This window comes from Streptomyces sp. LZ34, assembly GCF_053890475.1.
Genome location: NZ_CM132680.1, coordinates 1,126,473 through 1,152,915, shown reverse-complemented (window position 1 = coordinate 1,152,915; position 26,443 = coordinate 1,126,473). Strand labels below are relative to the sequence as shown.

Annotated in this window: 26 protein-coding genes; 22 read left to right on the top strand and 4 right to left on the bottom strand. The window is 70.8% G+C overall.

Going from position 1 to position 26,443, the window contains the following annotated elements:
- Positions 1-197: 197 nt before the first annotated feature.
- Entirely contained in the window at positions 198-1,499 is a 1,302-nt protein-coding gene (locus ACWY4P_RS03805; protein ID WP_456208669.1) for an MFS transporter, read from the top strand.
- Between the two features lie 39 nt (positions 1,500-1,538).
- On the opposite strand, the gene ACWY4P_RS03800 is transcribed toward ACWY4P_RS03805, so the two are convergent.
- Together ACWY4P_RS03800 and ACWY4P_RS03795 are read right to left on the bottom strand one after the other, a co-directional pair.
- Positions 1,539-2,288, bottom strand: a complete 750-nt coding sequence (locus tag ACWY4P_RS03800) for an SDR family oxidoreductase (protein ID WP_456208668.1) — start codon at positions 2,286-2,288, stop codon at positions 1,539-1,541.
- Between the two features lie 61 nt (positions 2,289-2,349).
- Complete coding sequence (locus tag ACWY4P_RS03795; protein ID WP_456208667.1) at positions 2,350-3,387, bottom strand: NAD(P)-dependent alcohol dehydrogenase; 1,038 nt, start codon at positions 3,385-3,387, stop codon at positions 2,350-2,352.
- A gap of 172 nt (positions 3,388-3,559) precedes the next feature.
- On the opposite strand from ACWY4P_RS03795, the gene ACWY4P_RS03790 reads away from it, so the two are divergent.
- From ACWY4P_RS03790 to icmF, 18 genes are all read left to right on the top strand, one after another.
- Positions 3,560-4,720: an acyl-CoA dehydrogenase family protein gene (locus tag ACWY4P_RS03790; RefSeq protein ID WP_456208666.1), complete on the top strand. Its 1,161-nt coding sequence runs from the start codon at positions 3,560-3,562 to the stop codon at positions 4,718-4,720.
- 118 nt (positions 4,721-4,838) lie between these two features.
- On the top strand, positions 4,839-5,627 hold the full coding sequence (locus tag ACWY4P_RS03785; protein ID WP_456208665.1) for an enoyl-CoA hydratase/isomerase family protein: 789 nt from the start codon (positions 4,839-4,841) through the stop codon (positions 5,625-5,627).
- Positions 5,628-5,767: 140 nt separating this feature from the next.
- Positions 5,768-6,013: a Zn-ribbon domain-containing OB-fold protein gene (locus ACWY4P_RS03780; RefSeq protein WP_456208664.1), complete on the top strand. Its 246-nt coding sequence runs from the start codon at positions 5,768-5,770 to the stop codon at positions 6,011-6,013.
- Positions 6,010-7,155 (top strand): thiolase family protein, encoded by a 1,146-nt coding sequence (locus tag ACWY4P_RS03775; RefSeq protein ID WP_456208663.1) that lies wholly within the window; start codon positions 6,010-6,012, stop codon positions 7,153-7,155. Before ACWY4P_RS03780 ends, ACWY4P_RS03775 begins: the two co-directional genes overlap by 4 nt.
- A gap of 30 nt (positions 7,156-7,185) precedes the next feature.
- A complete protein-coding gene (locus ACWY4P_RS03770) occupies positions 7,186-8,388 on the top strand; it encodes an acyl-CoA dehydrogenase family protein (protein WP_456208662.1) in 1,203 nt (400 codons plus the stop codon).
- A complete protein-coding gene (locus ACWY4P_RS03765; protein ID WP_456208661.1) occupies positions 8,385-9,359 on the top strand; it encodes a phosphotransferase family protein in 975 nt (324 codons plus the stop codon). The genes ACWY4P_RS03770 and ACWY4P_RS03765 overlap by 4 nt, the downstream gene beginning before the upstream one ends.
- A gap of 26 nt (positions 9,360-9,385) precedes the next feature.
- The gene (locus ACWY4P_RS03760) at positions 9,386-10,639 is read left to right on the top strand and encodes an acyl-CoA dehydrogenase family protein (RefSeq protein ID WP_456208660.1); all 1,254 of its coding nucleotides are present in this window, start codon (positions 9,386-9,388) and stop codon (positions 10,637-10,639) included.
- Positions 10,636-11,412, top strand: a complete 777-nt coding sequence (locus ACWY4P_RS03755; protein ID WP_456208659.1) for an SDR family oxidoreductase — start codon at positions 10,636-10,638, stop codon at positions 11,410-11,412. Before ACWY4P_RS03760 ends, ACWY4P_RS03755 begins: the two co-directional genes overlap by 4 nt.
- Entirely contained in the window at positions 11,409-12,188 is a 780-nt protein-coding gene (locus tag ACWY4P_RS03750; RefSeq protein WP_456208658.1) for an SDR family NAD(P)-dependent oxidoreductase, read from the top strand. The genes ACWY4P_RS03755 and ACWY4P_RS03750 overlap by 4 nt, the downstream gene beginning before the upstream one ends.
- Positions 12,185-12,976: an enoyl-CoA hydratase/isomerase family protein gene (locus ACWY4P_RS03745; protein ID WP_456208657.1), complete on the top strand. Its 792-nt coding sequence runs from the start codon at positions 12,185-12,187 to the stop codon at positions 12,974-12,976. Before ACWY4P_RS03750 ends, ACWY4P_RS03745 begins: the two co-directional genes overlap by 4 nt.
- A 30-nt stretch (positions 12,977-13,006) precedes the next feature.
- Positions 13,007-14,155 carry an acetyl-CoA C-acetyltransferase gene (locus ACWY4P_RS03740; protein WP_456208656.1) on the top strand — a complete coding sequence of 383 codons (1,149 nt, stop codon included), beginning with the start codon at positions 13,007-13,009 and terminating at the stop codon, positions 14,153-14,155.
- Between the two features lie 81 nt (positions 14,156-14,236).
- Positions 14,237-14,860: a TetR/AcrR family transcriptional regulator gene (locus ACWY4P_RS03735; RefSeq protein ID WP_456208655.1), complete on the top strand. Its 624-nt coding sequence runs from the start codon at positions 14,237-14,239 to the stop codon at positions 14,858-14,860.
- A gap of 248 nt (positions 14,861-15,108) precedes the next feature.
- Positions 15,109-15,519 carry a nuclear transport factor 2 family protein gene (locus tag ACWY4P_RS03730; protein ID WP_456208654.1) on the top strand — a complete coding sequence of 137 codons (411 nt, stop codon included), beginning with the start codon at positions 15,109-15,111 and terminating at the stop codon, positions 15,517-15,519.
- Positions 15,516-15,893: a hypothetical protein gene (locus tag ACWY4P_RS03725; protein ID WP_456208653.1), complete on the top strand. Its 378-nt coding sequence runs from the start codon at positions 15,516-15,518 to the stop codon at positions 15,891-15,893. The genes ACWY4P_RS03730 and ACWY4P_RS03725 overlap by 4 nt, the downstream gene beginning before the upstream one ends.
- Positions 15,894-15,977: 84 nt before the next feature.
- Positions 15,978-16,298, top strand: a complete 321-nt coding sequence (locus tag ACWY4P_RS03720; RefSeq protein ID WP_456208652.1) for an EthD domain-containing protein — start codon at positions 15,978-15,980, stop codon at positions 16,296-16,298.
- 13 nt (positions 16,299-16,311) lie between these two features.
- Positions 16,312-17,820, top strand: a complete 1,509-nt coding sequence (locus ACWY4P_RS03715; RefSeq protein WP_456208651.1) for a class I adenylate-forming enzyme family protein — start codon at positions 16,312-16,314, stop codon at positions 17,818-17,820.
- Positions 17,821-17,928: 108 nt separating this feature from the next.
- Positions 17,929-18,969: an MBL fold metallo-hydrolase gene (locus ACWY4P_RS03710; protein WP_456208650.1), complete on the top strand. Its 1,041-nt coding sequence runs from the start codon at positions 17,929-17,931 to the stop codon at positions 18,967-18,969.
- 119 nt (positions 18,970-19,088) lie between these two features.
- Positions 19,089-22,316, top strand: coding sequence for a fused isobutyryl-CoA mutase/GTPase IcmF (gene icmF / locus ACWY4P_RS03705; protein ID WP_456208649.1), 3,228 nt, complete (start codon positions 19,089-19,091; stop codon positions 22,314-22,316).
- Between the two features lie 41 nt (positions 22,317-22,357).
- Here the strand turns inward: icmF and ACWY4P_RS03700 are convergent, their stop codons facing one another.
- Complete coding sequence (locus ACWY4P_RS03700) at positions 22,358-22,903, bottom strand: TetR/AcrR family transcriptional regulator (protein ID WP_456208648.1); 546 nt, start codon at positions 22,901-22,903, stop codon at positions 22,358-22,360.
- A gap of 10 nt (positions 22,904-22,913) precedes the next feature.
- Complete coding sequence (locus ACWY4P_RS03695; protein WP_456208647.1) at positions 22,914-23,495, bottom strand: sugar O-acetyltransferase; 582 nt, start codon at positions 23,493-23,495, stop codon at positions 22,914-22,916.
- A 98-nt stretch (positions 23,496-23,593) separates the two neighbouring features.
- On the opposite strand from ACWY4P_RS03695, the gene ACWY4P_RS03690 reads away from it, so the two are divergent.
- From ACWY4P_RS03690 to ACWY4P_RS03680, 3 genes are all read left to right on the top strand, one after another.
- On the top strand, positions 23,594-23,668 hold the full coding sequence (locus tag ACWY4P_RS03690; RefSeq protein ID WP_358701799.1) for a putative leader peptide: 75 nt from the start codon (positions 23,594-23,596) through the stop codon (positions 23,666-23,668).
- A gap of 172 nt (positions 23,669-23,840) precedes the next feature.
- Positions 23,841-25,043 (top strand): LLM class flavin-dependent oxidoreductase, encoded by a 1,203-nt coding sequence (locus tag ACWY4P_RS03685; RefSeq protein ID WP_456208646.1) that lies wholly within the window; start codon positions 23,841-23,843, stop codon positions 25,041-25,043.
- A gap of 21 nt (positions 25,044-25,064) precedes the next feature.
- Positions 25,065-26,438, top strand: coding sequence for an NtaA/DmoA family FMN-dependent monooxygenase (locus ACWY4P_RS03680; RefSeq protein ID WP_456208645.1), 1,374 nt, complete (start codon positions 25,065-25,067; stop codon positions 26,436-26,438).
- Positions 26,439-26,443 lie beyond the last annotated feature (5 nt).

The window sequence follows — 26,443 nt, the reverse complement described above, 5'->3', positions numbered from 1 at the left end:
CGATCGGGCTGAGGTGCGGCTCGGATTGCCGCCTGCGTGATGCCGTTTCAGGCCAGCACGCCTGCTCTTCTCCTCGGCCTCCACCGCACTCTCCGAGAAATCCGCTGCCCAAAGGCTAGCTGTACTGAGTTCAGTTCTGTACCGTCCCGGGCGTCGGCAGGGTACCGGACCGTGCCGTTCGGAAGGAGATCCGGATCATGAGCACCACTCAACAGCCCGCCCTTCCGGGGGCGGAGTCGGCGCCGCACTCTCCACGTACCGTGCGCCGCGCGATGCTCGCCGGAAGCATCGGCACCCTGATCGAGTACTACGACTTCAGCGTCTACGGCTATCTCGCCGTCGTGATCGCACCGCAGTTCTTCCCGGGCGACGATCCGGCGGCCTCGGTGCTGGCGGCGCTCGCTGTGTTCGCCACCGGCCTCGTGGTGCGGCCGCTCGGCGGTGTCTTCTTCGGGTGGCTCGGCGACCGATGGGGCCGTCGCAAGGCGCTGGTCTCCTCCGTGCTGTGTATGGGAGTGGCCAGCAGCATCACAGGACTGCTGCCGACCTACAGCCAGATCGGCGTGGTCGCCACCGTGCTCCTGTTCCTCACCCGGCTGGTGCAGGGCATCTCCTCGGGCGGCGAGTCCGTGGGCGCCTACACCTACATCTACGAGTCGGCGCCGCCCGGGCGCAGGGCCTTCCTCGGTGCCGTCACGCCCATCGGTTCCAACCTCGGGTTCATGTTCGCGGCCGTGACGGCCGCGGCGATCTCCGCCCTGACCACCGAGGATCAGATGGCCACCTGGGGCTGGCGGCTTCCCTTCCTGATGGCTGTGCCGCTCACCGTGTTCTGCCTGTGGGCCCGGCTGCGGATCGAGGACACCCCGGAATTCGAGGAGGCGGCACGGCGCGCCGACATCCCCGCGGCTCCCATCCGGGAGGTCCTGTCCACCCACCGTGTGGCGCTGCTGCAGTCCATCGGCCTGGCCATGGCCCAGGGCGGCGCCATCTTCCTCGGGCTGACCTACATCGGCATCTACCTGTCCACCGACCTGGGGTACGACTCCACGCTGGTGTTCTGGCTGAGCGCGGGTGTCGTGTTCGTCACCGTGCTGCTCATGGTGCCGGCCGGCTGGCTCGCCGCCCGTTTCGGCTGCCGTCGCGTCCTGATGGGCGGGTTGCTGGGCTTCCTGGTGACCGCCTATCCCGCGATGATGCTCATGGGCCGGCACAGCCTGGCCCTGGCCGGCCTGGCCTATCTGCTCTTCATGCTGAGCAGCGCCTTCGTACAGGTCCCGGCGGCCAGTCTGTGGCCGCATCTGTTCGAACGCCGGGTCCGCTACACCGGTATGGCGATCGGGTACAACGTCGGCACCGTCCTCGCGGGCGGTACGGCTCCGTACATCGCGGCCTTCCTGGTCCAGCGGACCGGGAACCTGCTCTCCCCGGCGTTCTTCGTCATGCTGGTCTGCCTCATCGGGATCGGTGTCCTGTTCACCGTCCGCAAGGATGTGTAGGGGGCGTCGGCTGTGGCGACCGCCGGTCGGTGTGGAGCGTCAGTCCGCTGTCCCGCCGGGATGACCGACGTGGCCGATGGTCTGACCGCCGTCGACGAGGAACTCCCCGCCCGTGGTGTAGGAGGCGTCGTCGCAGGCGAGGAACAGCACCATGCGGGTGACCTCCTCGGGCTCCCCGATGCGCGGTACCGGCTGATGGGCGAAGAGTTCGGGTGAGGCACCCTCACTCATGGGCGTACGGATGACACCCGGGTGTACGGAGTTGATACGCACCCCGGTGCCCGCCATGTCCAGGGCGGCGGCCTTGGTCATCCCTCGCACCCCCCACTTGCTCGCCACATAGCCGATGCCGCCGGCGAAACCCACGAGACCCGCGGCCGAGGAGACGTTGACGACCGCACCGCGGCCCCGGTCGCGCATGCCGGGGAGGACGGTGTGCATGCCGAGGAAGGCGCCCACCAGGTTGACGTCGAGGATCTGGCGGAAGTGCTCGGGCGACTGCTCCACCACGCCGCCGAAGTGCATGATCCCCGCGTTGTTGACCAGGATGTCCACGGGACCGAAGGTGTCCTCGACCGTGCGGACGACGGACCGCCACCCTGCTTCGTCGGTGACGTCGAGGTGACAGTACCGCGCGTGGGGGAGTTCACCGGCCAGGGCCTCTCCCGCGTCGTCCAGCAGGTCGCAGACGGCGACCCGGGCACCTTCCGCGGCCAGCCCGCGTATGTGCGAGGCGCCCATGCCCCGGGCCCCTCCCGTGACGATCGCAACCTTTCCGTCGAAGCGCATCCCGAGCTTCCCTTCCGTATGAGTGGTCAGAGGTCATCGAGGCGCCGGTACGCGCCCTCAGTCAGGGGACGAGCACGGCCCGGCCCCGCACCTGGCCTCGGCGAAGCCGGTCGATCGCCTCCGGCGCGGCGGACAGCGGAAACCGCTCCGTCTCGACCTGGAGCGCCCCCGAGCGGGCCAGCGTGACGACCTCGGCGAGTTCGGGGCGGGTACCCCAGAACGGCAGCGAGAGCCGGAAGCCGGGTGGGAGAACGCCCGGTTTGGAGACCGTCAGGCTGCCGCCTCCGCTTCCGACGACGGCGAGTTCACCGCCGGGGCGCAGGACGCTCGTCGCGAGTTCGAGTGTCTCCGCGGTGCCGACGAAGTCGAGCACGGCGTCCGCTCCCGCGTCACCGCTCCGCGCCCTCAGCACGCGGGCGGTGTCCGACCGCAGCAGGGTGCCGAACTCGGCGCCGGAGCGCGCCGCGAGAGCCAGCGCGTCCTCCCGTACATCGACCGCCAGCACGCGGCTCGCAGTGGTCGCGCGGAGGATCTGGACAGCCAGGTGGCCGAGTCCGCCGACACCGATGGTGACGGCGGTGGCACCCTCGCCGAGGGTGTGCCGGAGGCCGGCCACGGCGTGGTAGGACGTCAGGCCCGCGTCGGAGAGCGGGGCCGCCTGATCGGCGGGCAAGTCGCCGATCGGGACCAGGTGGCGGGCGGACGGAACGAGCAGGTAATCGGCCATTCCGCCGTCCCGGCCGAGTCCTGCCCCGTGCCAGGCGAGAGTGTCACGCCGGTCGCAGTAGTTGTCCCAGCCCATGGCGCAACGGCCGCAGGTGCCACAGCCCCACGGTCCGTGGAGCACCACGCGTTCACCGACCGCCACCCCGTGGGCGTCGGGCCCCAGGGCCGCGGCCCGCCCGGCGACCTCGTGGCCGAGGGTGAACGGCAGACGGTAGGGGAGCGTCCCCCCGGGCCCGTCGATGACGTGCAGGTCGGAACGGCACAGCCCGGTGGCTTCGACCCGCACCAGCACCTCGGCGCCGCGGGGCACGGGCCGCTCGATCTCGGCCGGTGTCGGCGGCTCGCCCCACGCCGTCATCCGCAGTGCCCTCATCTTCACCGTCCCAGGTCTTGTCAGGCCCGCGGCCGCCACGGTAACAGAGGTGAAGTTGGTTCAATAGGTCGCGTGGAGGCCTTGCTCGTGCGGAATCCGATCTCTGTCTATCTTGAATTGAGTTCAATTAGCATACTGCGCCCTACTGCCGTACGAGAACGATGGAGACCCCATGTACCGTCGCCACCCCGAGATCGCACCCCAGTTGCTGTCCGAAACGGACGAACAGCGGCAGTTGCGCACCGTCCTGCGCGACCTCTACACCGAGGCGAGCGGCGCCGAGGACGTACGGATCCATCTGGCCACCCCGCGCGGGTACGACGAAGCGCTCTGGGCGCGGCTCGCGAACGAGATCGGGGTCCACGGACTGGCCGTTCCGGAGGAGTACGGCGGGTCGGGCTTCACGTTCGCCGAACTGGCCGTGGTCCTGGAGGAATCCGGGCGCGCCCTGTATTGCGCACCGCTGCTGCCCACGGTGGTCCTGGCCGCGCACGCCCTGCTGCACAGCGGTGACCGGGCGGCGTGCGAGCGCTACCTGCCCCGGATCGCCGACGGCACGCTCACCGCGACCGTGGCCGGGTTCGGCGCCGACGAGCCCGGAGTCGCCGCGGAGCGGGGGGCATCGGGCTGGGTGCTGCGGGGGCGGGCGGACTTCGTACTCGACGGGGCCGGCGCGGATCTGATCCTGGTGCGGGCCGGAACGTCCGCCGGCCCCGGGCTGTTCGCCTGTGAGCCGGCCTCGGATGCCTGTCGGCGGACTCCGCGCCGTGTCCTGGACGAGACGCGGCGCCAGGCGCTGGTGGAGTTCCGGGGCGCCCCGGCCGCGGCCGTGGGCGTGGCGGAGGGCGCCGAGGACACGGTCTCGGCGACCCTGGACGCCGGGCGGGCCGCGCTGGCGGCCGAACAGGTCGGCGGCAGCGGGCACGCGCTGGACGCCACGGTCGCGTTCGCCCTGGAGCGCCACCAGTTCGGGCGCCCGATCGGTTCCTTCCAGGCCGTCAAGCACCGGCTGGCCGACGTGCTGGTCGCGCTGGAAACGGCGCGTTCGGCATCCGCGTACGCGACCGCCTGCGCCGCCGCCTCTCCGGCGCACCTGCCGGTGGCCGCCTGTGCGGCCGCCGTGGTCTGCTCCGAGACCTTCCGTCTGGCGACCGCCGAGTACGTCCAGCTGCACGGCGGCATCGGCTTCACCTGGGAGCACCCGGCCCATCTGTATGTGCGCCGCGCACGCGGCAGTGAGGTGTTGTTCGGCACGGCGGACCGGCACCGGGCCCGGCTCGCCGAACTCGTCGGTCTCGCCACCCGCCCCGCCATGGTGGCTGAACCGAACTAGGGAAGCCCAGGAGGTGGGCGAGCGATCCTCCCACTCTGTCTCGATCAAGGGGTTGACAGGGGATCTCCATGCTCTCAAAGTTGTAGTGAATTCAGTTCAGTTTGGAGGGGTGAGGCAGATGGCAGTGGAAGACGAGATCCAGTTCGAGCGGGACGGCCACGTCGCCCGTGTGTGGCTCAACCGCCCGTGGAAGAAGAACTGCGTCACGGTGCCGATCCTGGACCGGCTCGACGAGATCGTCACCGAGGTGGACGAGGACCCCGAGCTGCGGGTCCTGGTGGTCCGCGGCCGCGGTGGCACCTTCTGTTCGGGCTTCGACCTCGACAGCCTGAAGGCCGACTACGTCGGCAAGTCGAACGCGATCGACGTCGCGGTGAAGTCCGCGAAGGTGTGCGACCGCCTGTACTCGATGAAGACCCCCTCGGTCGCGGTCCTGGAGGGCCATGTCACCGCCGGCGGCTTCGAGATCATGATCTCCTGCGACTTCGCCATCTCGGCGGATGACGCCAAGATCGGCGACTTCCACATCCGCCGCGCGCTGTTCGGCGGCGCCGGTCCGATCTACCGGGTGCCGCGCATGATCGGCATTCGCAAGACCAAGGAGCTGATGCTCACCGGCAAGCTGCTCTCCGGTGTCGAGGCCGCCGAGTTCGGGCTGATCAACAAGTCGGCCCCGGCCGACAAGCTGGACGAGACGGTCGAGGACTTCATCGGCGACCTCACCGACAAGAGCCCCTTCACGATGTGGCTCACGAAGATGACGATCGACCGCAGTCTGGATGCCGACACCCAGTCGCTGATGGTGATGGAGCACCTCGCGGTGGGCGTGGCGCTCAACTCCGAGGACGCGAACGAGGGCGTGTCGGCGTTCCTGGAGAAGCGTGAACCCAAGTGGCAGGGGCGCTGATCCGCATGGTCATGGATCCGCGGAGTCCGGCCGCCGGGCTCCAGGGCTCACGCTGCCGTGGCTGCTCGGTGACGGTCTACCCCGCGGATGACGCGTGCCCGCGCTGCGGAGGGCCGGCCGATCCGGCGGCCCTTCACGGCGTGGGCACGCTGTGGACCTGGACGGTGCAGCGCTACGCCCCCAAGTCGCCGCCCTACCGGATCCCGCCCGGAGGCTTCGCGCCGTTCGCGCTCGGCTACGTCGAGCTGGCAGAGGACGTGCGGGTGGCCGCCGTCCTGGACGTCGACGACCTCGAGGACCTCCACATCGGCATGTCCCTCACCGTGACGGCGGGCCACGGGGTCCCGCGGGCCAGGCCCACGGCCCTGGGCGAGGAGGGTTCATGAGCGCCGACGTCCTGATCTGCGGCGCCGGGCGCACCCCGTTCGGCCGGTCGGAGGCGACCGGCCGGCAGCTGGCCGTCGGCGCGGTGAACGCGGCGCTGGCGGACGCCGGGATCGAGTGGTCGCGGGTGCGGGCCGCGTTCGGCGGCAGCGACAGCGCGGGCCTCGCCGACACCCTGGTGGCCCGACTCGGGCTGACCGGGCTGCCGTTCGTCAACGTCAAGAACGGCTGCGCCACCGGCGGCAGCGCGCTGGTCTCCGCCGTGAACGCGATCCGCTCCGGCATGGCCGACGTCGTCCTTGCCGTCGGCTTCGACAAACACCCGCGCGGCGCCTTCGACCCGAGGCCGGAGGACTGGGGGCTGGGAACGGAGTACGGCAGCGACGGGCTGATGGTGACCACCCAGTTCTTCGGGATGAAGATTCAGCGCTACATGTACGACCACGGGATCACCCCGCGGACCCTCGCCCTGGTGGCCGAGAAGGCGTACCGCAACGGTGGCCTGACCCCCGAGGCGTGGCGCCGCAAGCCGCTGTCCACCGAGGAGATCCTCGGCTCCGGCATGGTCAGCGATCCGCTGACCCGTTACATGTTCTGTTCCCCGGGAGCCGGCGCGGCGGCCCTGGTGCTCTGTTCGCCCGAGGCCGCCCGCACCATGGACGGCTCGCCGGTCACCTTGCGCTCGGCGGCCGTGCGCACCCGGCGCTTCGGCTCCTTCGAGGTGTTCAGCCCCTGCATCCCCGGGGGCGAACTGACCAGTGTCAGCCGTGACGCCTCGGCCGCCGCCTTCGAGGAGGCGGGGCTCGGCCCCGGGGACGTCGACGTCTGCCAGTTGCAGGACACCGAGAGCGGCGCCGAGGTCATGCACATGGCCGAGTGCGGGTTCTGCGCGGACGGCGAGCAGGAGCGGCTGGTCGCCTCCGGCGCCACCGGGATCGGCGGGACGCTGCCGGTCAACACCGACGGCGGCTGCATCGCCAACGGCGAACCCATTGGAGCCTCGGGACTGCGCCAGGTCTACGAGGTCGTGCAGCAACTGCGCGGGCGGGCGGGCGAACGCCAGGTCCCGGGCGAACCCAGGGTCGGCTTCACCCATGTGTACGGCGCCCCCGGCGTGAGCGCCTGCACCGTGCTGTCCCGCTGAATGTCCCGCCGATCGGAGGTGGAAGAAGAGATGAGAGACATCCCGCGGCCCGAGGAGTTCCGCGCCCAGTCCCGGCAGTGGCTCGGCACGGTCGCCCGGCCCCGCGCCGCCGAAGGGGAGTGGGGCAGCGGCTCCGACTCCGTCGCCGTGTTCGAGAACTGGACCGAGGAGCAGGAACTCGAGCACACCGCCCGCGTCCAGGAGTGGGAACGCACCCGCTACGACCAGGGCTGGGGGGCGCTCAACTGGGAGGAGACGTACGGCGGGCGGGGCCTGCCCGCGTACTACGAGCAGCTCTACCGAGGCGAGGAGGCGGCCTTCGACGTGCCGCGCCGCACCGAGATCTTCCCCGTGACGCAGGCGCTCGTCGCCCCCGCGATCGGCATCTGGGGCACCGAGGAGCAGAAGCGGCGCTGGCTGCGGCCCATGCTGCGCACCGACGAGCTCGCCTGTCAGCTGTTCTCGGAGACCGAGGCCGGCTCCGACCTCGCCGCGGTGCGGACCAGGGCGGTGCGCGAGAGCGACCACTGGGTGCTGACCGGGCACAAGGTGTGGACCTCCGGGGCCCGCGTCGCGACCTGGGGCGTCGCGGTGTGCCGCACCGATCCGGCCGCCGCCAAGCACACCGGCATCACCGTCTTCCTGGTGCGCATGGACGCGCCCGGCGTCACCGTCCGGCCCATCCGGCAGATGACCGGTGGCACCAGCTTCAACGAGGTCTACCTCGACGGCGTGCGGGTGCCCGACACCGACCGGCTGGGGCCGGTCGGCGAGGGCTGGCGGGTCACGCTCAGCGTGCTGGCCGCCGAGCGGCTCGACTCCGGCGGCCTCGGCCTGGACAACGCCGACCGGGCGCTGGAACTGGCCGGGCATCTGCCGCGCCCCCTCACCGGCAGCGAGCAGCAGCGCGCCGCCGACCTGCACATCCGCGCCCTCGTCCAGCGGCTCATCGGACTGCGGGTGACCGCCGCCCTCGCCGCCGGGCGCGAGCCCGGCGCGGAGGCCTCGGTCGGCAAGCTGTACGCCACCGAGACCATGCGGCGCACCGGCGACCTGGTGTCCGAGCTGCTGGGGCCGAGCCTCGTGGCGGACACCGGGGCGTGGGGCACCTACGCCTGGACGGAGCACCTGCTCGGCGCCCCCGGCTACAGCATCGCGGGCGGCACCGACGAGATCCAGCACAACATCCTCGCCGAACGCGTGCTCGGCCTGCCCAAGGAGCCCGTCCGATGAACACGGCCACCCAGGCGCCGGAGCCGGCCGCCCGGGTGCGCGACCGGCTCGCCCGCCGCCACCCGGGTGCGGCGATCGGCGAGTTGACGGTGCTGCCCGGCGGCCACTCGGGGCTGACGTACTCGGTCGCGGCGGGGGAAGCCAGGTACGTCGTCAAGGCGGTGCCTGCGGGGCAGCGGCCCGTAGGGCGCAACGACATACTGCGCCAGGCACGGGTGCTGCGCGCGCTGGCCGGGTCCGCGGTGCCGGTTCCGGGCGTCGTGGCCGTCGACGAGACCCCGCCCGCGTGGTTCGCCATGGACTTCGCGGCCGGGGAGGCCGTCGAGCCGGTGCTCGACGACGACGAGGTGCCCGCCGCGACGGCCCGCGCCCGGATGCTGGAGATCGCATCCGTCCTGCGGCGGCTGCACGACACCGATGTCGACACGCCCGGGCTCGACCCGCCCGAACCGCTCGACCCGGTCGGCGAGTTGCGGCGATGGAGCCGCACCCTGCACGCCGTCCCCGCCGAACTGCGGCCCGGTGGCGAGGAGTTGCTGGCCCGCCTCGCCGACGACGTGCCCCGCGCCATTCCGCCGGTGCTCCTGCACGGGGACTTCCGGCTCGGCAATGTGCTCTGCGCCGGCGAGCGGGCGGTGGCCGTCGTCGACTGGGAGATCTGGAGCGTCGGCGACCCGCGCATCGACCTCGGCTGGTTCCTGCTCTTCGCCGACCACCGCAACTTCCCCCAGCTGGGGCACGCCGTGCCCGGTCTGCCCAGCGAGGCCGAACTGCTGGACACCTACGGTGCCGGCCGGCCCGCGCTGCCCGCGATGGACTGGTTCCGGGCGCTCGGCCGCATGAAGATGGCCGCGATCATGGGCCACAACCTGCGCCGGCACCGCGAGGGCAAGCACCACGACCCGGACCAGGAGCGCCTGCCGCCCACCATCGCCGCGATGATCCGCACGGCCCGCGACATCCTCGGCTGATCCCGCCCCACCGAACAGGAGCAATCGTGGATTTCGGATTCTCGCCCCGGGCGAGTGAACTCCAGGACCGCATGCGGTCGTTCATGGAGCAGCACGTCCTTCCGGCGGAAGGCGTTTACGACCGACAGCTGGCCCAGGCGGACGACCCGCATGCCCTGCCCCCGGTGATGGCCGAGCTGAAGGAGAAGGCGCGTGCCGAGGGCCTGTGGAACCTCTTCATGGCGCACGGCGACTGGGGCGCGGGGCTCAGCAACCTCGAGTACGCGCCGCTCGCCGAGCTGGCGGGCCGCTCCATCATCGGCCCCGAGGTGTTCAACTGCTCGGCGCCCGACACCGGCAACATGGAGCTGCTCGCGCTGTACGGCACAGCCGAGCAGCAGGAGCGCTGGCTGCGTCCCCTGCTGGACGCGGAAATCCGCTCGTGCTTCGCCATGACCGAACCGGAGGTCGCCAGCTCCGACGCCCGCAACATCCGCACCCGCATCACCCGCGACGGCGACACGTACGTGGTCAACGGCCGCAAGTGGTACACCTCCGGGATCCTCGACCCCGACTGCAAGCTGATCATCCTGATGGGCAAGACCGACCCGGAAGCGCCCACCTACCGGCAACAGAGCATGCTGCTCATCCCCCGGGACACCCCGGGCGTCACGGTGCTGCGCGACCTGCCCATGTTCGGCTACACCGACCGGCTCGGACACGGAGACGTGCTCTTCGAGAACGTCCGCGTGCCGGTGGAGAACATCCTCGGCGGTGAGGGCGAGGGCTTCGCGCTCGCCCAGGGACGGCTCGGTCCGGGGCGCATGCACTACGCGATGCGCGCCGTGGGCTTCGCCGAGCGCGCCCTACAGCTGATGTGCGAGCGCGTCACCGAACGCACCGCCTTCGGCGGGCCGCTCGCCGAACAGGGGGTGGTCCGGGAGTGGATCGCCCGCAGCCGCATCGAGATCGAGCAGCTGCGTCTCCTCGTCCTCAAGTCGGCCTGGCTGATGGACACCGTCGGCAACGCCGCCGCCCGCATGGAGGTCGCCGCGATCAAGGTCGCGGCGCTGGAGGTGGCACACAAGGTGGTCGACCGGGCGGTACAGGCACACGGCGCGGCGGGGGTGAGCGACGACACCGTACTGGCCCGGCTGTACGCCATCACGCGGGCGCTGCGCATCGCCGACGGCCCCGACGAGGTGCATCTGCGGACGGTGGCCCGCCAGGAACTCGCGCCATACGAACAGGCCGGCGAGAAGGCCGGCAAGAAGACCGAGACGAAGGCGGGGACGGCGTGAGTGCCAACAGCCTCGACGGCAGGGTCGCCGTCATCACCGGCGGATCCCGCGGCATCGGCCTCGGCATCGCCACCGCCTACCGGGCGGCCGGCGCGCACGTGGTGATCGCGGCCCGCAAGCCGGCCGGGCTCGCCGAGGCGCGCGAGGAGTTGCTGCGCCTCAAGGGCGACGGCGATGTCCATACGGTGGTGGCGAACGCCGGTGAACCGGAACAGGCCGAGGCATGCGTCGAGGAGACGATGTCCCGCTTCGGCCGGGTCGACGTCCTCGTGAACAACGCGGCTACCAACCCGTACCACGGCGATCTGCTCGACCTGGACCTGCCGCGTGCGGAGAAGACCGTCCGCGTCAACCAGTACGGCATGATCGCCTGGACCCGGTACGCCTGGCAGGCCTGGATGGCCGAGCACGGGGGAGCGGTGGTCAACATCGCCTCCGTGGGCGGGCTCGTCGTCGATCCGCACATCGGCTACTACAACGCCACCAAGGCCGCCATGCTGCACCTGACCCGGCAGCTCGCCTACGAACTCGGGCCGCGCGCCCGCGTCAACGCCATCGCCCCCGGACTGATCAAGACCGAGCTGGCGCGGGCGGTGTGGGAGGTCCGCGAGCCGATCCTCACCGCCAAGCTGCCGCTGCGGCGCCTCGGCACGGTGGCGGACGTGGCACACGCGGCGCTGTTCCTGGCCTCCGACGCCTCGTCCTGGATGACCGGCCAGACCCTGGTGCTCGACGGCGGCGCGACCGCCCTGCCGATCGGGGTGGAGGGATGACCGCGCCGCGCCCCGCCGCGGAGCTGTTCTCGCTCCAGGGCAGGACGGCCCTGGTCACCGGTGCCTCCGCCGGGCTCGGCGCACGCTTCGCCGCCGTCCTCGCGCAGGCCGGCGCCACCGTGTTCGCCGCAGCCCGGCGCATCGACCGGCTGAAGGAGCTCGCCGACGCCGATGCGCGCATCCACCCCGTCGCCTGCGACGTCTCGCTCGCCGCCGACCGCACACGGCTGGCCGAGACCGCGCTGGCCACCACCGGCCACATCGACATCCTGGTCAACAACGCGGCCACCTCCGGCGAGACCCGCGCCGAGGACGAATCCCCGGACGCTTTCGCCGACGTCCTCGGCGTCAACCTCACCGCGCCCTTCCACCTGGCACGTCTCGTGGCGGAGGCACCCGCCGGGGAAGGCGCGCCGCCCCGGAGCGTCATCAACGTCTCCTCCATCCTCGGCCTGGTGACCGCCGCCCCGCTCGGCGGCGCGAGCTACTCGGCGTCCAAGGCCGGTCTGATCGGGCTGACCCGGGAGCTGGCCGGACAGTGGGGCCGAAGCGGAACCCGCGTCAACGCGCTCGCTCCGGGCTGGTTCCGCACCGAGATGACCGCGGACCTCTTCGGCGACGAGCGCTCCAGCCGATGGGTCGAGCGCAACACGCTGCTGCGGCGCGGCGGCGGGGAGCATGAACTCGACGGCGCGCTGCTGTTCCTCGCCTCGGACGCCTCCTCGTACTGCACCGGGCAGGTCCTGACCGTGGACGGCGGATGGACCGCGCGATGAGGGTCGGCATCGAGATCGACGACGGCCTGGCCCGCGTCACTCTGCGCCGGGGCGAGGCGGGCAACGCCATCGACCTGGGCATGGCGCGCGGGCTGCTGGACGCGGCGCGGGTCTGCGCCGCCGAGGCCGTCCGGGCCGTGCTGCTGACCGGGGAGGGGAAGTCCTTCTGCGTCGGCGGCGACCTCAGGGAGTTCTCCCGGCTCTCCGGCGAGGCGCTGCGCCAGCATCTCATCACGGTGACCGACGCGCTCCACGAGGCCCTGCGTACGTTCGCGGAAAGCGACGCGCCCGTGGTGGCCGCCGTGCAGGGGGCCGTCGCCGGTGCGGGCATCGGCCTGGCCGCGTCCGCCGATGTGACCCTCGCCGCCGCCGACGCCTCGTTCACCGTCGCGTACACCGGCATCGGTTACTCACCGGACGCCGGGGTCAGCTGGTTCCTGCCCCGTCTCGTCGGCCCCAAGCGGGCCCTGGACCTGCTGCTGACCAACCGCCGCGTCGCGGCGCCGGAGGCGGCGGACATCGGACTGGTGAGCCGGGTCGTCGCCCCCGACCGGCTGGCCGCCGAGGCCGTGCGCACGGCCGAGGCCCTGCGGCACGGCCCCACCGCCGCCTTCGGCGCCACCCGCCGGCTCGTCGCCGCCGGGCTGACCTCGGATCTCGGCTCGCACCTGGACCGCGAGGCCCGTGCGATCGCCGCCGCGGCCGCCTCCGACGCGGGCCGGGAGGGTGTCGCCGCCTTCCTGGGCAAGCGGGCGCCCGACTTCACGCGCACCGCGCCCAGGACCTGAACCCGTACCCGAAATCCAGGGAGCATCACCATGTCGGAAGCATTCATCGTCGGAGCCGTCCGCACCCCCGTCGGCCGCCGCAAGGGCGCGCTCAGCGGGGTGCACCCCGCCGACCTCGGCGCCCATGTGCTGCGCGCCCTGCTGGAGCGCACCGGTGCCGATCCGGGGGCGGTCGACGATGTGTACTTCGGGTGCGTCAGCCAGATCGGCGCGCAGACCGGCAACGTCGCACGCACCGCATGGCTGTCGGCGGGGCTGCCGCAGCACGTCCCCGGCACCACCATCGACCGCCAGTGCGGTTCCTCCCAGCAGGCCGTGCACTTCGCCGCCCAGGCGGTCGGCTCCGGCACCGCCGACCTGGTGGTCGCCGGCGGGGTGGAGGTGATGAGCCTGGTGCCCATCGCCGGCCCCATGACCGTCGGCGAACAGGCCGGCATGGGCAGCCCGTACGCGGGGAACGGCTGGCGCGAGCGCTTCGGGGACCAGGAGGTCTCACAGTTCCGCGGAGCCGAGCTGATCGCCGAGAAATGGGGCATCTCCCGCGCGGACATGGAGCGGTTCGCGCTCACCAGCCACCAGCGGGCCGTCGCCGCCCGGGCCGACGGCGCCGTCGACGACGAGATCACCCCGGCCTTCGGCCTCACCGCCGACGAGGGCCCGCGCGCCGACACCACCCTGGAGAAGATGGCCGGCCTGAAGACCCTCGCCGAGGACGGCCGGCTGACCGCCGCCGTCTCCAGCCAGATCTCCGACGGCGCCGCCGCCCTGCTGATCGCCTCGGAGGAGGCGGCGCGCCGCCACGGTCTGACCCCGCTCGCACGTGTGCACACCATGGCCGTCGTCGGCTCCGATCCGATCCACATGCTGACCGGTCCGATCCCCGCCACCGAGAAGGTCCTGGACAAGGCCGGGCTGTCGATCGGCGACATCGATCTGGTCGAGATCAATGAGGCCTTCGCCTCGGTCGTCCTCGCCTGGCAGAAGGAGATCGGCGCGGCCCCCGACCGGGTCAACGCCTTCGGCGGCGCCATCGCGCTCGGACATCCGCTCGGCGCCACCGGCGCCCGGCTCATGACCACGCTCGTCCACCAGCTGCGCAGGACCGGCGGACGCTATGGCCTCCAGACGATGTGCGAGGGCGGCGGCATGGCGAACGCGACCGTACTGGAGCGCCTTTGACCCGAGCCGATTGGCAACCGAGTTCAACTTGGGGCTACTCTCGGGTATCGACGAGGTGGGCGGCAAGCCGGGAGACAGGCCATGGCTACGAGGAGCGTTGAACCGGAAGCGGGACCGAGGTCCAAGCGTGCCGCCATCCTGGAGGCCGCCGTCGCCTGCTTCGGCGAGACGGGCTTCGAGGCCACGAAGTGGTCCACGGTGGCGGAGCGGGTCGGCATCGGACAGACGGCGCTGTACCACTACTTCGAGTCCAAGACCCACTGCCTGCTCACCATCATGCGGCTGGAGCTCCAGCGGTCCCATGAGAAGTTCACGGAGGCGACCGCGGACGTCACCGAGCCGACCGAGGCGCTCCGGGCGGCCGTCCGCGTGGCGTACGACGTCTCCGACCACGAGGTCCTGCAGATGCGCATTCTGCACAACCACATGGACCTGCTCTCCGGCCCGCGCAAGTCCAAGCGGGAGGAGGCCGAGCGCGTCGAGGCCCGCCAACTGGTCCAGCTCGTCGAGCGGGACTGGACGAACCTGCTGGTACGGGGCATGTCCATGGGCGCGTTCCCGCTCCGGGACGCACACTTGCTGGGCGCGGGTGTGCTCGGTCTGATCGTCAGCGTCTGGCGGTGGTACCGGCCGTCGGGGCCGACGCCGCTGTCGGAGGTCAGCGAACTGATCGAGGGCGCCTGTGTGCGGATGGTCGCCACATGACGCCCTGAGCGCCCCTGCCGCTTCCGGCCCCCGGTGGACATCCGCCGGGGGCTTCGCCGTGTCCGCGTTCGAGCCTCGCCGATGGCGCGGACACTGTCGTACGGACTCTTGTCAGGCGTGTTTCTCCGGGATTACCATCCAAACTGAATTGAACTTGGCTCAGGTTGATCTGGGGTCCCGGCGGCAGCGCGGAGGTACCCGACTCCACCAGGCCCGCCCCGCGGCCGCCGACTGAAAGGGGCGCATTCATGGCGTTGCGCGCGTATCTGGCCAGCATGGACAGTCTCCATCCGGAACGGACGCTGGACCTGCTCGAACCCGACTTCCGGTTCCTCATCGCCCTGCCGGGCAAAGAGGTCATCGGCACATCCAGCGAAGACTTCGCCGCGTACATCGCCGGCCGCAATCCCGTGGAGCGGGCGCATGAGATCCTGCGCTACAGCCGGGACGGCGACCTCGAGACCGTGTACGGAGTGGTGACGGAGGGCGGACGGTACATCGGCTCCTTCCTCTCGGCCGCCGTGCTCTCACCCGGCGGGCTCATAGCGCGCTACCAGGCCTTCTTCTCCACCTCGTTCGAGCTGGTCGACTGGGCCCGGCAGGGCGCGCAGCCCGCGTCCCCCTCGCGGCGGGCCGCGGAAGAGCGGAGCCGGGTATGACGGACACTTCGGCCGCGGCGCCCTTCCTCACCGCGTGGTTCGAGATTCTCGACGGGGACGAGCCGTCCCGGATCCTCGACCTGATCAGCGACGACTTCTCGCTGTCCATCCTGTTCTCCACCGGCGGCGGCAACGCCACCGACTTCGCCGGGGGCCGCGCCGCCCTGGTGGGCTACCTCGAACAGCGCGAGAAGGGCACCCGCACCCATCATCGGCTGTCGGCGACCACGCTCGGCCAGGACGAACTGTTCCTGGGTGAGGTACGGCGCGCGGGTGTCCCCGAGGCCAGCTTCGTCGCCGCCGGGCGGGTGAACGGCGAAGGCCGGTTGGAGCGCCTGCTGATCGGGCGCTCGTCCGAGGTCCGCTTCACCTGACCGCTGTCCGCCCGACCCACCGACCACGTTCCACCGCCTACGTTCCACTGCCTACGTTCCAGCGACCCTGTGCGGAGTGCTGTCATGTACAACCTCGTCCTGTTGGCGGCTCGGCCCCCGGAGTGGACGCACGAGCAGTTCATCACGTGGTGGCGCGGCGACCACGCGGAGCTGACCTGCCGCCTGCCCGGGCTGCGCGCTTGGCGGCACACCGAGATCGACGCCGCTTTGGAGCCGCGCTCCGAAGGCTGGGACGGGATTTCCGTGCTCGGCTTCGACTCCCCGGAGGACCTGAAGAAGGCCCTCGCGAGCCCAGAGTGGGCGGATGCCGTCGCGCAGGTCGGTGACATGAAGGGCCGCCGCATCGCGGTCATGGGGCATGAGGCGGAGATGTTCACCGCGTGAGGATGGGGGCAGCATGCGACAGGTAGTGCGGGAGTTCCAGCAACAGGCGGACGAGGCCGACTTCGTCGCCGTGATGGACGACACCGGAAGCCATACGGCCCGAAAGCTCCTCGACGAGGCCACGCGGCTGGCCGGAGCGCTGTCCGCCGGCACGGCCGACGGAGCGGTCGGCACCGTCCTGGTCCAGGCGGACAACTCATGGCGTACCGTCGCCGCCACCCTTGCCGTGGGTCTGAGGGGCGGCGTCCTCGCGGTGGTCAATCGGCACACCACATACGCCGAGTTCACCGCCGCCTGGGAGGACATCCGTCCGGACGCCGTCGTCGCCGAGGCCTCGGCCATGGAGCAGTGGACGGTGGCAGAACGGCTGCCGGGCGCGGCGCGGACGGTGCTCGACGGCTGGATGTGCCGGTCCGCATCCCACAGGCATGAGGTGTCGCGGTGGTCGGGCGGCGTCCTGATCGGCCTGACCTCCGGGTCGACGGGGCGGCCCAAAGGCGTCGTGCAGTCCGAGCAGGCCCTGCGCTATGCCGCCACGAGCACCATCACCGTCAACGGACTGTCGCGGGGCGACGCCGTCGCCGCGCTCGTACCGCTGTCGTCGACGGCGGCGTACTGCTTCGGCGTCTACCTCTCCCTCCTGCTGCGCGGGCCGCTCGTCATGACGAGGAAGTGGGACAGGGCGGTCGCACTGCGGCGGATGGCCGAGGCCGGTGTCAGATGGAGCATGTGCGTGCCGACCATGGTGTTGCAGATGGGCGCCGAGGCGGCCGGCTCCGGCATCCTCCGCGGCGTCCGGTCGATCACCGTCGGCGGCGGTCCCATGGACCGCGGGGCCCTGGCCCGCGCCGAACAGTCCCTCGGCACGAAGATCCTGCGTGTCTTCGGCATGTCCGAGTGTCTGGGCCACACCTCGCCCGGCCCCGACGACCCCGAGGAGATCCGGCTGGGCAGGGACGGCCGCCCATTCCCGGGCACGGACGTGCGCGCGCTCACCCCCGACGGTCAGGTGGCCGGCCCCGGTGTGCTGGGCCGGGCGCAGGTGCGCGGCCCTTCCCTCTTCCTCGGCTACGCCCGCGAGGGGAAGGCCGATCCGCCGACCCTGACGCAGGACGGCTATCTGCCCACGGGCGACCTGCTGATGGCCCACGAGGACGGAACCATCAGCATCATGGGCCGCGAGAAGGACATCATCATCCGAGGCGGCCGCAATATCGACATCACCGAGATAGAGCGCGCGGTCGCCAGCCACCCACGCGTGGCCAGGGTCTGTGTCGTGCCGGTCCCCGACGACGTTCTCGGCGAACGTGTGGCGCTGCTCGTCGTCACCGAGGACGGCGGCGGTCTCGACCTGGCCGAGGTGACCGGTCATCTGGAGAGCGCCGGTCTGTCCAAGACCAAGTGGCCCGAGTACGTGTACGGCATCGAGGAGCTTCCTCAGACGAAGGTCGGCAAGCTCGACCGGGGCGGGGCCCGGGACTTGGCCGTCAGGCTGCACACCCGTGGGGCCGGCCGGCCCTGACGGAACATGCCATCCGGCGTGATCCGGGACAACACATCGAACAAGACCGACAAGATCGAACAAGACCGACAAGATCGAACAAGATCGACAAGATCGACAAGGAGGACCATGACGCAGCGGTTCGGCCAGGGCCCGTGGGCAGCGGCCGGAATCCAGACCGTACGGCCCGGGGTGCACCGCGTGCCTCTGCCGCTTCCGGGCGACGGTCTGCACGCCGTCAACGTCTACCTCCTGGAGGACCTGGCCGACGACGGCGGCATCGTCATGATCGATGGCGGCTGGGCGATCCCCGAGGCGCGCAAGGCGCTCGAGGAGGCCCTGGCCGCCATCGACCGCGACCCCGGCGACATCAGCCACATCCTGGTCACCCACATCCACCGCGACCACTACACGCATGCGGTGGAACTGCGCCGGTCGCTGGGCTCCCGCGTCTATCTCGGGGCAGGGGAACGTCCAGGCCTGGAGATGCTCGACCGCCTGCGCAGCGACCAGCCCGTCGGCTCACTGCGGACCCTGCGCGCGGCGGGAGCCGGGGAACTCGCCGACCGCATCGAGGCGATGGACCACGGTGGCTACGACCCGAGTGTGTGGGAGACGCCCGATCGCTGGCTCGGCGCCGAGACCCTCCGCTTCGGCGACCGCGAGCTGCGCGTCATACCCACGCCCGGACACACCAAGGGCCATGTGGTCTACCTGGACGAGCAGCGGGGGCTGCTGTTCTCCGGGGACCATGTGCTGCCTCATATCACCCCGTCCATCGGCTTCGAGCTGGCCGAGCCCGGTGGCCGTCCGCTCGCCGACTACCTGGATTCGCTGCGGCTGATGACCCGCTACGCCGACGCCCGCCTGCTGCCCGCGCACGGACCGGTCGCCGACAGCGCCCACACCCGGGTCGCCGAGCTGCTCGACCACCATGGCGAGCGGCTGGACAGGAGTCTGACGGCGCTGGGCGAGGACACGCTCGACGCCCATGCGGTGGCGCGCAAGCTCGCATGGACCCGCCGGGCAGTGCCGTTCGGCGAGCTGAGCGCCTTCAACCAGATGCTCGCGGTCAATGAGACGGCGGCGCACCTGGATGTTCTGGTGCTGCGGGGGCGGGCGACGGTGACGTCGGCCGACGGTGTGAGCCAGTACACGCGTGTGGGGTGACAGCACCCGCGGATCACGATCTGTGCTTCTGCTCACACCGTCGTCACCTTCAGTAATTTACTAGGACGTCCTAGTATCTCTTTGGTAAGCGTTCCCCTGCCCGCCCGGGAAGGCCCCCCATGAATGATCTGCATCGTCCCGCGCGTCCCATCCGACTGGTCACCGCTTCGGCCCTGTTCGACGGGCACGACGCCTCGATCAACATCATGCGGCGGATCTTCCAGTCCCAGGGCGCCGAGGTGATCCACCTCGGACACAACCGCTCGGTGCGGGAGGTCGTGGACGCGGCGCTCGAGGAGGACGCCCATGGTGTGGCGGTCTCCTCCTACCAGGGCGGGCACGTGGAGTACTTCGAGTACCTGGTCGAGTCGCTGCGCCAACGAGGGGCGGAGCACGTTCGTGTGGTGGGCGGCGGAGGCGGCGTCATCGTGCCGGAGGAGATCGCCCGGCTGCGCAAGAGCGGAGTGACCATCTTCTCCCCTGAGGACGGCCAGCGGATGGGCCTCGTCGGGATGGTCAACACGGTGGTGCGGGACTGCGACTTCGACCTCTGGGACGGCAAACCCGCCGACGCCGCCGCCGTACTCGCCGGCGATCGGTTCGCTATCGCCCGTGCCATCACCGGTGCGGAGCTCGGCAAGCTGCCCCCGGATCTCCTGGGGCAGCTGCGTGCCGCCGCGGCGGCCCGGGCCACGCCGGTGCTGGGCATCACCGGCACCGGCGGCTCGGGGAAGTCGTCACTGACCGACGAGCTGGTACGCCGGTTCCTTGTCGACCAGCAGGACCTTCGCATAGCGGTGATCGCCGTCGACCCGACCCGCCGTCGTGGTGGCGGTGCGCTGCTCGGCGATCGCATCCGAATGAACTCCCTGGACGGGAATCGGGTCTTCTTCCGGAGCCTGGCCACCCGTGGCAGCCACGAGCTGCCCGAGCATCTCTCCGAGGTGATCGACGTGGTCAAGGGCGCCGGGTTCGACCTGGTGATCGTGGAGACACCGGGCATCGGCCAGGGCGACGCCGCGATCGTGCCGTTCGTCGACACCTCGATGTACGTGATGACGCCGGAGTTCGGCGCCGCCTCGCAGCTGGAGAAGATCGACATGCTCGACTTCGCCGACGTGGTGGCGATCAACAAGTTCGAGCGGCGCGGCGCCAAGGACGCGCTGCGTGACGTGAGCCGCCAACTGGTCCGCAACCGCGGAGCGTTCGGCACGAGTCCCGAGGACATGCCGGTGTTCGGCACCTCGGCGGCCACGTTCAACGACGACGGTGTCACCGCGCTCTACCAGCACCTGAAGACCATCCTGGCCGAGCGCGGGCTGCCGCTGTCCGAGGGCACGCTGCCGCCGGTCGACGTGCGCCAGTCCTCCGGCATCCGGCAGGTGGTGCCCCCGGACCGGGTGCGCTATCTCGCCGAGATCACCGAGACGATCCGCAGGTACCACGCCGAGACCGGACTGCTGGCCGAGGAGGCCCGGCGGGTGCAGCGCCTGGAGGCGGTCAAGGGCGAGCTCGTCACGGCCGGCGCCGATGCGGGGAACGTAGAGTCGCTGCTCGAGGACGCCCGCAAGAAGCTCCCGCACGACATCGCGGAGCAGATCGGGAACTGGCCCGCCGTCGTGGCCTCGTACTCCGGCGAGGAGCAGGTGGTGAAGGTCCGGGACAGGGAGATCCGCACCAAGCTGACCCGCGAGTCCCTGTCGGGCAGCAGGGTCCCCCGCGTCGCCCTGCCCGGGTTCACCGACCACGGGGAGCTGGTGCGGTTCTGGCGACGGGAGAACCTGCCCGGCCACTTCCCGTTCACGGCCGGGGTGTTCCCGTTCAAGCGTGACGGTGAGGACCCGGCGCGTATGTTCGCCGGTGAGGGCGATCCGTTCCGTACCAACCGGCGGTTCAAACTGCTCTCCGAGGGCCAGCCGGCCACCCGGCTGTCCACCGCCTTCGACTCGGTCACCCTCTACGGCCGTGACCCGGACGAGCGCCCGGACATCTACGGGAAGGTCGGCACCTCCGGAGTGTCGGTGGCCACGCTGGAGGACATGAAGGCGCTCTACGACGGCTTCGATCTGGTCTCGCCGACGGCCTCGGTCTCCATGACGATCAACGGGCCCGCGCCGACCGTCCTGGCGTTCTTCCTCAACACCGCCGTCGACCAGCAGATCGAAAGGTTCCGCGCCGCCGAGGGCCACGACCCGTCGCCCGAAGAGGCGGCCGAACTGCGTGCGCACGCGCTGGCGAACGTGCGCGGCACGGTGCAGGCCGACATCCTGAAGGAGGACCAGGGCCAGAACACCTGCCTGTTCTCCACCGAGTTCTCGCTGCGGATGATGGCCGACATCCAGGAGTGGTTCATCGCGAACAAGGTCCGCAACTTCTACTCGGTGTCCATTTCCGGCTACCACATCGCCGAAGCCGGGGCCAACCCCCTCAGCCAGCTCGCGTTCACCCTCGCCAACGGCTTCACATACGTCGAGGCCTACCTGGCCCGGGGCATGCATATCGACGACTTCGCCCCGAACCTGTCGTTCTTCTTCTCCAACGGCATGGACCCCGAATACTCCGTCCTCGGCCGGGTGGCCCGCCGCATCTGGGCGGTGGCGATGCGGGACCGCTACGGGGCCAACGAGCGCAGTCAGAAGCTGAAGTACCACGTCCAGACCTCCGGCCGTTCCCTGCACGCCCAGGAGATGGACTTCAACGACATTCGTACGACGCTCCAAGCGCTCATCGCCATCTACGACAACTGCAACAGCCTGCACACCAACGCCTTCGACGAGGCCGTGACCACCCCCACCGAGGAGTCGGTGCGCCGTGCCCTGGCCATCCAGCTGATCATCAACCGGGAGTGGGGCCTGGCGATGAACGAGAACCCGCTTCAGGGCTCGTTCATCATCGACGAACTCACCGACCTGGTGGAGGAGGCCGTGCTCACCGAGTTCGAGCGGATCAGCGAACGCGGTGGTGTGCTGGGCGCCATGGAGACCGGCTATCAGCGTGGCCGCATCCAGGATGAGTCGATGCTCTACGAGCAGCGCAAGCACGACGGCACCCTGCCCATCATCGGCGTCAACACCTTCCGCAACCCCCACGCGGACACCGCCGAGCCCGGCGCCATCGAGCTGGCGCGCGCCACCGAAGAGGAGAAGCAGTCCCAGCTGGAGCGCGTGCGGCACTTCCACACCCGTCACCGCGACCAGGCCCACGCCGCCCTGGCTGCTCTCAAGGAGGCGGCGGTGAGCGGTCGCAACGTCTTCGCCGTCCTCATGGACGCCACCCGGGTCTGCTCGCTACAGCAGGTCACTGAGGCTTTCTTCGAGGTCGGCGGCCAGTACCGGCGCAACGTCTGACACCGCAAGGACAACAGCGACAACAGCGACAACAGCGTCGACTACGCGACGGCGGTGATCCGGGTTACCGCCAGCCGGGTCAGCTCACGGCCGTGCGGCCTGAGGTCCAGGGCCCGGTGCAGGGTCAGCCCTTCGATCAGTGCGTCCAGCTGCCGGGCGGTGTCCGGGGCGAAGTGCCGCTCCAGCAGGTGGCGGCTGCGGCGCAGCCACGCCTGGGTCAGCTCCCGGTATTCGGGGCGCCGGGCGGCGAGGGTGTAGAGCTCCTGGGTGAGGATCAGATCGCGGCGAGGCCCTTCGGAGAGCGTGTGGATGAGGTCGGTGACGGCTTCACGTGCCTGCTCGGGGCCGTCGGCGCGGCCCAGGTGTTGCTCGAAGACGGTTGCGATGTGGTCGGCGAAGAGGGTGAAGGCTTCGCGCAGCAGGTCGTCGATGCCGGTGAAGTGGTAGGTCATCGAGCCGAGGGGCACCTCGGCGCGGGTGGCGATTTTGCGGTGGGAGACGCCGGCGACGCCTTCGTCGGCGATGAGGTCGAGGGTGGCGGCGAGGATCCGTGCGCGCCGCCGCGGGTCGGTCTGTCCGGTGGCCATGACGGGTGCCTCAGAGGGTGCGCACGGTGCGGGCGGGATTGCCTACGGCGACGACGCCGGGCGGTACGTCCTTGGTGACCACCGCGCCGGCGCCGATAACCGAGTTGTCGCCGATCGTCACCCCCGGGCACACGATGACACCGCCGCCGAGCCACACGTTGTCACCGATGGTGATGGGGCGTGCGGCTTCCAGCTTGTCCCGCCTGGGCTGCGGCTCCACGGGATGGGTGGGGGTGAGGAGCTGGACGTTGGGGCCGATCTGGCAGTCCTCACCGATGCTGATCGCCGCGACGTCCAGCGCGGTCAGGTGGTAGTTGACGAAGGTGCGGGCTCCGATGGTGATGTTGCTGCCGTAGTCGACGGAGAGCGGCGGCCGCACGTCCACACCCTCGCCCACGGAGCCGAGCAGCTCGCCGAGGACCGACCTGGCCTCGGCTGGGTCCTCGAGATAGGCGGCCTGGTAGCGGGCCGCGAGCCGCATGGCGCGCTGAATCCTCCTGGCGATCTCCGGATCATCGGCGATATAGAGGTCGCCCGCGAGCATCCGTTCCAGGTTGGTGCGCGGGTCGTCGGCGAAGTAGGCCATCGGCATGCGTACGATCGTACACCTCAGAGCGTACGAACGTACATCCATAGCCCGCCCGACTTCCGTTGTTGACGCGGAATGGGGGCCCGGATAGCGTCGCCGACATGCGGATCTCTTCGCGGTTCACCCGGCGACGCGCTGTCGACCTGATGCGCGTCGCCACCGCGCTGTGTAGCTGACTCCTCCACCGCACGCCGCAGCCCTTCCACGCCCACCGCCCGTCGCGGCGGTTTCCTTCGTGTGCGTACGCGCCTGCGCGTGCCCGGCAAGGCACCCACCGGCAAGCCGTGCCCTCCGCTCTTCAGGTGAGGGCCGCCGATCTCGCATGGACCTCCAGGAAGGCACCCACTCGTGTCCTCAGCACCCTCCGCTCCGCTGCACCTCGCCGTCGCCCTCGACGGGACCGGCTGGCACCCCGCCTCCTGGCGCGAGCCGGTGGCCCGCCCCCGGGACCTGTTCGCCGCCCGATACTGGGCCGATCTGGTCGCGGAGGCCGAGCGTGGCCTGCTCGACTTCGTGACCTTCGAGGACGGCCTCGGCCTGCAGTCCTCCCACTTCCTCCAGCCGGACGGCCGCACCGACCAGGTCCGTGGCCGCCTCGACGCCGTCCTCCTCGCGGCCCGCATCGCCCCGTTGACCCGGCACATAGGCCTGGTCCCGACCACGGTGGTCACCCACACGGAGCCGTTCCATCTCTCCAAGGCCATCGCCACCCTCGACTACGTCAGCACCGGCCGGGCGGGGCTGCGGGCACAGATCACCGCGCGCCCGAACGAGGCCGCCCACTTCGGCCGCCGCACGATCCCGCGCATCGACTCCTACGAGAGCCCGGCCGCGCGGGAGGTGGTGACCGACCTCTTCGACGAGGCCGCCGACTACGTGGAGGTCGTGCGCCGGCTCTGGGACAGCTGGGAGGACGACGCGGAGATCCGGGACGCCGCCACCGGCCGTTTCGTCGACCGCGACAAACTGCACTACATCGACTTCGAGGGCAGTCACTTCAGCGTGAAGGGCCCGTCCATCACCCCACGCCCGCCGCAGGGTCAGCCCGTCGTCAGCGCCCTCGCCCACTGGACCGTCCCCTACCGGCTGGTGGCCCGCCAGGCCGACATCGGCTACGTCACCCCGCACGACGCCGGCCAGGCCCGCGCGATCGTCGCCGAGATCCGCGCCGAGCAGGAGGCGGCCGGCCGCGCCGACCAGCCCGTGCACATCTTCGGTGACCTGGTGGTCTTCCTCGACGACGACCCGGCCGCCGCGACGGCCCGACGCGAGCGACTCGACGCCCTCGCCGGATCCCCGTACACCAGCGACGCCCGCGTCTTCACCGGCACGCCGACCCAACTCGCCGATCTGCTCGAGGAGTTCCGGTCGGCCGGACTGAGCGGCTTCCGGCTGCGTCCCGCCGTCCTCGGCCACGACCTCCCGGCGATCACCCGGGGCCTGGTCCCCGAACTCCAGCGCCGGGGCGCCTTCCGCCGCGCCTACGAGGCCGACACCCTGCGCGGACTGCTGGGCCTGGCCCGCCCCGCCAACCGCTACGCCGCCGCCTGAGCCGAGGGAGACCGAACGACCATGAGCAAGCCGCCCAAGCAGATCCACCTGGCAGCCCACTTCCCCGGCGTCAACAACACCACCGTGTGGAGCGACCCCGAGGCCGGCAGCCACATCGAGTTCAGCTCCTTCGTCCACTTCGCGCGCACCGCCGAACGCGCCAAGTTCGACTTCCTGTTCCTCGCCGAGGGACTGCGACTGCGTGAACAGGACGAAAAAATATACGACTTGGACGTCGTCGGCCGCCCCGACACCTTCACCGTCCTCGCCGCGCTGGCCGCCGTCACCGAGCATCTCGGCCTGACCGGCACCATCAATTCCACCTTCAACGAGCCCTACGAGGTCGCCCGCCAGTTCGCCAGCCTCGACCACCTCTCGGGCGGCCGCTCCGCCTGGAACGTGGTCACCTCCTGGGACGCCTTCACCGGCGAGAACTTCCGCCGCGGCGGCTTCCTTCCGCAGGACGAGCGCTACTCGCGCGCGAAGGAGTTCCTGGCCACCGCCGGCGAGCTGTTCGACTCCTGGCACGGCGACGAGATCCTCGCCGACCAGGCCACCGGTACCTTTCTGCGCGACGCGAAGGCCGGGGCCTTCGTCCACACCGGCCGACACTTCGACATCCGGGGCCAGTTCAACGTCCCGCGCTCCCCGCAGGGCCGCCCGGTCATCTTCCAGGCGGGCGACTCCGACGAGGGCCGCGAGTTCGCCGCCGCCGGCGCCGACGCGATCTTCAGCCGGTACGCCACCCTGAAGGAGGGCCAGGCCTTCTACACGGACGTCAAGAGCCGGCTGGCCACCTACGGCCGCCGCCCCGACCAGCTGCTGATCCTGCCCGCCGCGAGCTTCGTGCTCGGCGACACCGATGCCGAGGCCGAGGAACTGGCCAAGGAGGTGCGCCGCCAACAGGTCAGCGGGGCCACGGCCATCAAGCACCTGGAATTCGTGTGGAACCGGGACCTGTCCTCGTACGACCCGGACGGCCCGCTCCCCGACATCGACCCGGATCCCGGCGAACACCACATCGCCCGCGGCCGGGCCCAGGTGCGCATGTACCGCGATCCGCTGGCCACCGCCCGCGCATGGCGGGAGCTCGCCGCCGCCAACAACTGGTCCATCCGCGACCTCGTCATCGAGACCGGCAACCGGCAGAACTTCGTCGGCTCCCCGGCCACCGTCGCGAAGAGCATCGACGACTTCGTCCAGGCGGACGCAGCCGACGGCTTCATCCTCGTCCCGCACATCACCCCGGGCGGCCTCGACGTCTTCGCCGACAAGGTCGTCCCGCTGCTCCAGGAACAGGGTGTCTTCCGCACGGAGTACGAGGGCCCGACCCTGCGCGACCACCTCGGCCTCGCCCACCCGGGCGACGTACGCAGTGAGCGGGTGGCGTCGTGAAGCCC

Bases quoted from the DNA above. Each gene is read 5' to 3' on its own strand.
- ACWY4P_RS03735 (WP_456208655.1), top strand. From the start codon at position 14,237: ATGGCTACGAGGAGCGTTGAACCGGAAGCGGGACCGAGGTCCAAGCGT.
- ACWY4P_RS03740 (WP_456208656.1), top strand. From the start codon at position 13,007: ATGTCGGAAGCATTCATCGTCGGAGCCGTCCGCACCCCCGTCGGCCGC.
- ACWY4P_RS03800 (WP_456208668.1), bottom strand. From the start codon at position 2,288: ATGCGCTTCGACGGAAAGGTTGCGATCGTCACGGGAGGGGCCCGGGGC.
- ACWY4P_RS03720 (WP_456208652.1), top strand. From the start codon at position 15,978: ATGTACAACCTCGTCCTGTTGGCGGCTCGGCCCCCGGAGTGGACGCAC.
- ACWY4P_RS03790 (WP_456208666.1), top strand. From the start codon at position 3,560: ATGTACCGTCGCCACCCCGAGATCGCACCCCAGTTGCTGTCCGAAACG.
- icmF (WP_456208649.1), top strand. From the start codon at position 19,089: ATGAATGATCTGCATCGTCCCGCGCGTCCCATCCGACTGGTCACCGCT.
- ACWY4P_RS03785 (WP_456208665.1), top strand. From the start codon at position 4,839: ATGGCAGTGGAAGACGAGATCCAGTTCGAGCGGGACGGCCACGTCGCC.
- ACWY4P_RS03805 (WP_456208669.1), top strand. From the start codon at position 198: ATGAGCACCACTCAACAGCCCGCCCTTCCGGGGGCGGAGTCGGCGCCG.
- ACWY4P_RS03730 (WP_456208654.1), top strand. From the start codon at position 15,109: ATGGCGTTGCGCGCGTATCTGGCCAGCATGGACAGTCTCCATCCGGAA.
- ACWY4P_RS03770 (WP_456208662.1), top strand. From the start codon at position 7,186: ATGAGAGACATCCCGCGGCCCGAGGAGTTCCGCGCCCAGTCCCGGCAG.
- ACWY4P_RS03745 (WP_456208657.1), top strand. From the start codon at position 12,185: ATGAGGGTCGGCATCGAGATCGACGACGGCCTGGCCCGCGTCACTCTG.
- ACWY4P_RS03725 (WP_456208653.1), top strand. From the start codon at position 15,516: ATGACGGACACTTCGGCCGCGGCGCCCTTCCTCACCGCGTGGTTCGAG.
- ACWY4P_RS03750 (WP_456208658.1), top strand. From the start codon at position 11,409: ATGACCGCGCCGCGCCCCGCCGCGGAGCTGTTCTCGCTCCAGGGCAGG.
- ACWY4P_RS03695 (WP_456208647.1), bottom strand. From the start codon at position 23,495: ATGCCGATGGCCTACTTCGCCGACGACCCGCGCACCAACCTGGAACGG.
- ACWY4P_RS03795 (WP_456208667.1), bottom strand. From the start codon at position 3,387: ATGAGGGCACTGCGGATGACGGCGTGGGGCGAGCCGCCGACACCGGCC.
- ACWY4P_RS03710 (WP_456208650.1), top strand. From the start codon at position 17,929: ATGACGCAGCGGTTCGGCCAGGGCCCGTGGGCAGCGGCCGGAATCCAG.
- ACWY4P_RS03775 (WP_456208663.1), top strand. From the start codon at position 6,010: ATGAGCGCCGACGTCCTGATCTGCGGCGCCGGGCGCACCCCGTTCGGC.
- ACWY4P_RS03715 (WP_456208651.1), top strand. From the start codon at position 16,312: ATGCGACAGGTAGTGCGGGAGTTCCAGCAACAGGCGGACGAGGCCGAC.
- ACWY4P_RS03700 (WP_456208648.1), bottom strand. From the start codon at position 22,903: ATGGCCACCGGACAGACCGACCCGCGGCGGCGCGCACGGATCCTCGCC.
- ACWY4P_RS03765 (WP_456208661.1), top strand. From the start codon at position 8,385: ATGAACACGGCCACCCAGGCGCCGGAGCCGGCCGCCCGGGTGCGCGAC.
- ACWY4P_RS03680 (WP_456208645.1), top strand. From the start codon at position 25,065: ATGAGCAAGCCGCCCAAGCAGATCCACCTGGCAGCCCACTTCCCCGGC.